The organism is Parasphingorhabdus sp., from assembly GCF_041748495.1.
In the GTDB taxonomy this organism is placed as follows: domain Bacteria; phylum Pseudomonadota; class Alphaproteobacteria; order Sphingomonadales; family Sphingomonadaceae; genus Parasphingorhabdus.
In genome coordinates, this window is sequence record NZ_JBGTDD010000059.1 from 1 (window position 1) to 6,135 (window position 6,135).

At 58.7% G+C, this 6,135-nt stretch carries 7 protein-coding genes; all 7 read left to right on the forward strand.

The features are described 5' to 3' along the window. Positions 1-630 (forward strand): hypothetical protein (locus tag ACEW8J_RS04960; protein WP_373490532.1); only part of this gene is annotated, 630 nt, incomplete at its 5' end. Positions 631-756: 126 nt separating this feature from the next. Continuing rightward, positions 757-2,772 (forward strand): NADH-quinone oxidoreductase subunit NuoG, encoded by a 2,016-nt coding sequence (nuoG, locus tag ACEW8J_RS04965; protein ID WP_373490533.1) that lies wholly within the window; start codon positions 757-759, stop codon positions 2,770-2,772. Between the two features lie 127 nt (positions 2,773-2,899). Next, positions 2,900-3,955: an NADH-quinone oxidoreductase subunit NuoH gene (gene nuoH / locus ACEW8J_RS04970; protein WP_373490534.1), complete on the forward strand. Its 1,056-nt coding sequence runs from the start codon at positions 2,900-2,902 to the stop codon at positions 3,953-3,955. Further along, positions 3,952-4,437, forward strand: coding sequence for an NADH-quinone oxidoreductase subunit NuoI (nuoI, locus tag ACEW8J_RS04975; RefSeq protein WP_373490535.1), 486 nt, complete (start codon positions 3,952-3,954; stop codon positions 4,435-4,437). The genes nuoH and nuoI overlap by 4 nt, the downstream gene beginning before the upstream one ends. Before the next feature lie 135 nt (positions 4,438-4,572). Beyond that, complete coding sequence (locus ACEW8J_RS04980; RefSeq protein WP_373490536.1) at positions 4,573-5,184, forward strand: NADH-quinone oxidoreductase subunit J; 612 nt, start codon at positions 4,573-4,575, stop codon at positions 5,182-5,184. Then, positions 5,181-5,486, forward strand: a complete 306-nt coding sequence (gene nuoK, locus ACEW8J_RS04985) for an NADH-quinone oxidoreductase subunit NuoK (RefSeq protein WP_373490537.1) — start codon at positions 5,181-5,183, stop codon at positions 5,484-5,486. The genes ACEW8J_RS04980 and nuoK overlap by 4 nt, the downstream gene beginning before the upstream one ends. A gap of 109 nt (positions 5,487-5,595) precedes the next feature. Further along, the coding region (locus ACEW8J_RS04990; protein ID WP_373490538.1) for a proton-conducting transporter membrane subunit at positions 5,596-6,135 on the forward strand (540 nt) is incomplete at its 3' end.

Consider the following 6,135-nt stretch of genomic DNA (forward strand, 5'->3'; position numbering starts at 1 on the left):
CCGGAAACCGGGTCCCGTATTGACCGCACCCGCCAGGGCATGACCGGCTTTCATGACCCGCTCGTCCGAAGCTCACCGCGTGCCGGTCTGAATGCGATGATGCGTTGCCGGGCGGAAAATGATCGGACCCGTGCACTGAACACGCTGTCCCATCGCTATATGAGCGATGAACAGACCGAATCGCTCGGCAGGATTTTCCGGCAGGTCGAATATGATGACCGCTGCAGTCTCGCCAAGGATATCCGCTACAGCATATCAACCGGTCCCGTAGCAGGCGCTTTCGCCGAGTTCTTCCTGCTGCGTCAGTATAAAGCGGAAGATATTGAAGCGCTTGGCAAGCTGACCGATCTCGATTGGCAAAAAGATATCATGAAGCCGCGGAACGCCGAAGAATTATTCGGTCGCTGTGTTGTGCGATCCGGGGGTGAGAGGATTTACGATCTGATAGATACGATTCCCGACTCGGAGCAGGAAGGCGCAGCGATTCAGGCGGTGGTGCCATTGCTGAGTCCCTGTGTGACGGATGGACTGGAAGTGTCGTTCGACAAGACTTCCTTGCGGGCGATGCTGGCATATGGATTATATCGGGCGGTTCACCAGCATGCCGAATTGTCGGAGGCGGCGCAGTGAATGTTCAATCCTCCCTCACCGTTCTTCCTGAGCGTGTCAGCCAATATGGATTTCACATCAGAATGGGTGGATTGCTTGCGGGCCACCGAAATCTGATTTCGGCGGACGAAATTATGGACATGTCTAATGCCTAAAGTCACCGTAGATGGCATCGAAATCGAAGTGCCGCAGGGCGCGACCGTGCTGCAGGCTTGCGAGCTGGCCGGCAAGGAAATCCCGCGTTTCTGCTATCATGAACGGCTGTCGATTGCCGGCAATTGCCGCATGTGTCTGGTCGAGGTGAAGCCGGGGCCGCCGAAGCCGCAGGCGAGCTGTGCCTTGCCCGCCGCTGACGGACAGGAAATCCGCACCGACAGCGAAATGGTCAAGAAGGCGCGCGAAGGGGTGATGGAATTTCTGCTGATCAACCATCCGCTCGACTGCCCGATCTGCGACCAGGGCGGCGAATGCGACCTGCAGGACCAGGCGATGGTCTATGGCAAGGGCGCGTCGCGTTTCGAAGAGAACAAGCGCGCGGTTACCGAGAAATATATGGGGCCGATCGTCAAGACCGTGATGACCCGCTGCATCCACTGCACCCGCTGCGTGCGCTTTGCCGAGGAAGTCGCCGGAGTCGAGGAAATCGGCGCGATTGGACGCGGCGAGGGGATGGAGATCACCTCCTATCTCGAAGGCGCGGTGCACAGCGAATTGTCCGGTAATGTCGTCGATCTGTGCCCGGTTGGTGCCTTGACCAGCAAGCCCTATGCGTTCGAAGCGCGTCCATGGGAGCTGACCAAGACGATGGGTATCGACGTGATGGACGGGGTCGGCACCAATATCCGCATCGACAGCCGTGGCCGCGAAGTGCTGCGGGCGCTGCCGCGGGTCAATGATGACGTGAACGAGGAATGGGCGACGGACAAGACCCGCCACGCGATCGACGGGCTGATGAAGCGCCGCCTCGACAAGCCTTATGTGCGCAAGAACGGCAAGCTGGAAGAAGCCAGCTGGAACGAGGCGTTTCAGGCGATTGCCGACGTGAATGCCGGCAGTTCGGTGGCGGCGATTGCCGGTGATCTGGTTGATTGCGAGACGATGTATGCCGCCAGGACGCTGCTGAAATCGATGGGTTCCGACATGCTGGAAGGCCGGCAGACCGGGCTTGCCTATGATGTCAGCAATCTGGCAGCGGTCAATTTCAACACCACCATCGCCGGTATCGAGGAAGCGGATGTGATCCTGCTGGTCTCGACCAACCCGCGCTGGGAAGCGTCGCTGGTCAACACCCGGATTCGCAAGGCGGTGCGCCAGGGCGGGGCGAAAGTGTTCGGTATCGGGCCGGAAGCAGACCAGACCTATCCGGTCGAGTGGCTCGGTGATGACATGGCCCTGCTGGCGAAGCTGCCCAAGGCGGCTGCCGACGCGCTCAAGGGCGCTGAAAAGCCTGCCATCATCCTCGGTGGCGGCGCTCTCAGCATTGAGGGCGCGCATGGCGCAGCGCTCAAGTTCGCCAGCAAATACAAGCTGGTTCGGGATGGCTGGAACGGATTCAACGTCCTCCATATCGGTGCTTCACGCACCGGCGGCCTGATGCTCGGCTATGCCCATGACGGCGGGATCAAGGCGATTGCGGAGAAAAGTCCGAAATTGCTGTTCGCGCTGGGCGCGGACGAAATGGATTACGGGTTGTTCAGGGACAGTTTCAAGGTGTTCATCGGTCATCATGGCGACGCCGGTGCCCATGCCGCAGACGTTATCCTGCCCGGCGCCGCTTACACCGAGAAGAACGGCACCTATGTCAATCTGGAAGGCCGCGTGCAGCGTTCCAGCAAGGCGATTTTCGCGCCCGGCGACGCGCGGGAAGACTGGAGCATCTTGCGGGCGCTTTCGGATGTACTGGGCAAGACCCTGCCGTTCGACAGTTTTGAAGAATTGCGCGTCAAAATGGCAGCGGATCATCCGGAGCTTGCCGAGGAAGGTCTGGTGGCATTTGACTGGGCTCCGCCGTCCGGCCTGCCATCTGCGCCCAAAGGGCAGGGCGTCCATCCGATCAAGGATTTCTATCTGACCAACAGCATCGCCCGCGCGAGCGGCACGATGCAGCGCTGTTCCGCGGAATTGCTGCATGCCGATGACGAGATGATGGAGGCGGCGGAGTGAGTTCTACAATCTTAAAAATGACCGTCATCCTGAACTTGTTTCAGGACATCCCTCGGACTGACGCGCTCCATAGCCACCGGATCCTGAAACAAGTTCAGGATGACGAATATCGGGTGAGGGTTGCGGCATGACCGCTTATCTCCAAACTCTTCTCGGCTATGAAGCGGGCTGGTTCCTGGCCACGCTCGCGCTGATCCTGCTGATCGCCTTTCCGGTGATGCTGGCGGTGGCCATCGTGATCTATCTCGACCGGAAAATCTGGGCCGCCATGGCGCTGCGCCGGGGTCCCAATGTCATCGGCCCCTTCGGCATATTGCAGAGTTTTGCCGACGGTCTGAAAGTCTTCCTGCAGGAAACCATCATTCCCTCGAGCGCGAACAAGGGCCTGTTCCTGCTCGCGCCGATCATCACCTTCACGGTGGCGCTGCTCGCCTGGGCGGTGATCCCGTTCAGCGAGACGATGGTGCTCGCGAATATCAATATCGGGCTGCTCTATATTTTTGCGATCAGTTCGCTCAGCGTCTATGGCGTGGTGATTGCCGGCTGGGCCAGCAATTCCAAATATCCGTTCTTCTCCGCGATGCGGGCGGCGGCGCAGATGATCAGCTATGAAGTGTCGATCGGCTTCATCATCATTTCGGTGGTGCTGTTTGCCGGTACCTTCAACCTGATCGATATCATCAAGTCGCAGGAAGGCCATATTTTCGGGCTGATCAACGCTTATGGCTTCAACCCGCTGCTGTTCCCGATGGCGGTGGTGTTCCTGATTGCATCCATGGCCGAAACCGCGCGCCATCCGTTCGACCTGACCGAGGCGGAGAGCGAGCTGGTCGCCGGCTATCAGACGGAATATTCCTCGATGTCCTTCGCTTTGTTCTGGCTGGGCGAATATGCCAATATCCTGCTGATGTGCGCGCTCAACGCGATCCTGTTCTGGGGCGGCTGGCTGCCACCGCTGAATGTCGACTGGATCCCGTGGTTCGATATCCCGGGTATATTCTGGCTGTTCGGCAAGATGCTGTTCTTCTTTTTCATCTTCAGCTGGGTGATGGCGACCGTGCCGCGTTACCGCTATGATCAGCTGATGCGCCTGGGCTGGAAAATCTTCCTGCCACTGAGTCTGATCTGGGTCGTATTGGTGAGCGGCTATGTGATGATCGACAAATTTGGATTACCGTTATGAGTATCGCACAACATATCAAAGCCTTCACCCTGTTCGAATTTCTCGGCGCGCATCTGCTGACGCTGAAATATTTTTTCAAGGCGAAGAAGACGATCAATTACCCGTACGAAAAAAACCCGATTTCTCCGCGGTTCCGCGGCGAGCATGCGCTGCGCCGCTATCCCAATGGCGAGGAACGCTGCATCGCCTGCAAGCTGTGCGAGGCGGTCTGTCCGGCGCTGGCGATCACCATCGAGGCGGAACCGCGCGAGGATGGTTCGCGCCGCACCACGCGCTACGATATCGACATGACCAAGTGCATCTATTGCGGTTTCTGCCAGGAAGCCTGTCCGGTCGACGCGATCGTCGAGGGGCCGAATTTCGAATATGCGACGGAAACGCGCGAAGAGCTGATCTACGACAAATCGAAGCTGCTGGAAAATGGCGACAAATGGGAGCGGGCGATCGCGGCAAACCTTGCCGCCGATGCGCCCTATCGGTAAGGGCGTGCAAATTGACAATCGAAACCCGACTCCGTTCGTGTCGAGCGCAGTCGAGACACAGGAAAAGTTCACCAGCGTCTCTCGACTTCGCTCGAGACGAACGGGACATGTGGACAGGGGCTGAGACGGAATAATATGCAAATCTTCGCTTTCTATCTGTTCGCATCTGTCGTGATCGCCAGTGGTGCCTTCTGCATTTTTGCGCGCAATCCGGTGCACAGCGTGTTGTGGCTGATTCTCGCCTTTTTCAACGGGGCCGGGTTGATGCTGCTGGTCGGTGCGGAATTTATCGCGGCGCTGCTGGTGATTGTCTATGTCGGCGCCGTGGCGGTCCTGTTCCTGTTCGTCGTGATGATGCTGGATATCGATTTTGCCGAACTGAGGGCCGGTTTCATGAAAAACCTGCCGCTTGGCCTGTTGCTGGCGCTGGTGCTGGTGGCGGAGATCATTTTTGGTGTCGGGGCCTGGCAATCGTCGGGCATGGGCGAGGCGACCGCGGCGATCGGACCGCCAGCCGGCGCGCCGTCGAATATCGAGCAGCTCGGCGCTCTGCTCTATACCAAATATGTCTTCCTGTTCGAGGCTGCGGGCTTGATCCTGCTGGTGGCGATGGTTGGCGCGATCGTGCTGACTCATCGCAACCGGGGCGGCGTCCGCAGACAGATTATCGCCGAACAGAATGCCCGCCGTCCCGAGGATGCAACCCGCAACACGCAGCCCGAAATAGGCAAGGGAGTCGAATTGTGATCGGCATTGAACATTATCTGGTCGTCAGTTCGATCCTGTTCGTGATGGGCATGCTCGGGATCTTCCTGAACCGGAAGAATATCATCATCATCCTGATGGCGATCGAGCTGATCCTGCTCGCGGTGAACCTGAATTTCGTCGCGTTCAGTGCCTTTCTCGGCGACATGACCGGCCAGGTGTTCGCGATGTTCGTGCTGACCGTGGCCGCCGCCGAGGCCGCGATCGGCCTGGCCATATTGGTGATCTATTTCCGTCAGCGCGGCACGATCGCCGTCGATGATGTCAACCGGATGAAGGGGTGAATATGGAAGCGTCCAGAACTGCCGTTCGCCCCGAGCCTGCCCAAGGGCAGGCTGCGCACGCGCCATTCCTGTTTCGACAAGCGCAGCACGAACGGCTCCGGGGGTAAGCGTGAATTCCATCATCCTCATAGTATTCCTGCCGTTGCTGGCAGCGATCGTCGCCGGGTTCGGCAACCGGATCATCGGCAATTTTGCGGCAAAGATCGTGACGACCGGGGCGCTGTTCCTGTCCTGTGCGCTGAGCTGGCCGATATTCCTCGAATTTCTGGCCTCCAGCCGCGGGGCCGAAGTGGTGCCGGTGCTGACCTGGATCATTTCCGGCGATCTCAATTTCGACTGGGCCTTGCGGGTTGATGCGCTGACGGCGGTGATGCTGGTGGTGGTGACCACGGTGTCCGCGCTCGTCCATCTCTACAGCTGGGGCTATATGGATGAAGATCCCGACCAGCCGCGTTTCTTTGCCTATCTGTCGCTGTTCACCTTCGCCATGCTGATGCTGGTGACGGCCGACAATCTGGTGCAGATGTTCTTTGGCTGGGAAGGCGTTGGCCTGGCTTCCTATCTGCTGATCGGTTTCTGGTTCAAGAAGCCCAGCGCCAATGCCGCCGCGATCAAGGCCTTTGTCGTCAACCGCGTCGGTGATCTGGGT

Bases quoted from the DNA above. Each gene is read 5' to 3' on its own strand.
- nuoG (WP_373490533.1), top strand. From the start codon at position 757: ATGCCTAAAGTCACCGTAGATGGCATCGAAATCGAAGTGCCGCAGGGC.
- nuoI (WP_373490535.1), top strand. From the start codon at position 3,952: ATGAGTATCGCACAACATATCAAAGCCTTCACCCTGTTCGAATTTCTC.
- nuoH (WP_373490534.1), top strand. From the start codon at position 2,900: ATGACCGCTTATCTCCAAACTCTTCTCGGCTATGAAGCGGGCTGGTTC.
- ACEW8J_RS04980 (WP_373490536.1), top strand. From the start codon at position 4,573: ATGCAAATCTTCGCTTTCTATCTGTTCGCATCTGTCGTGATCGCCAGT.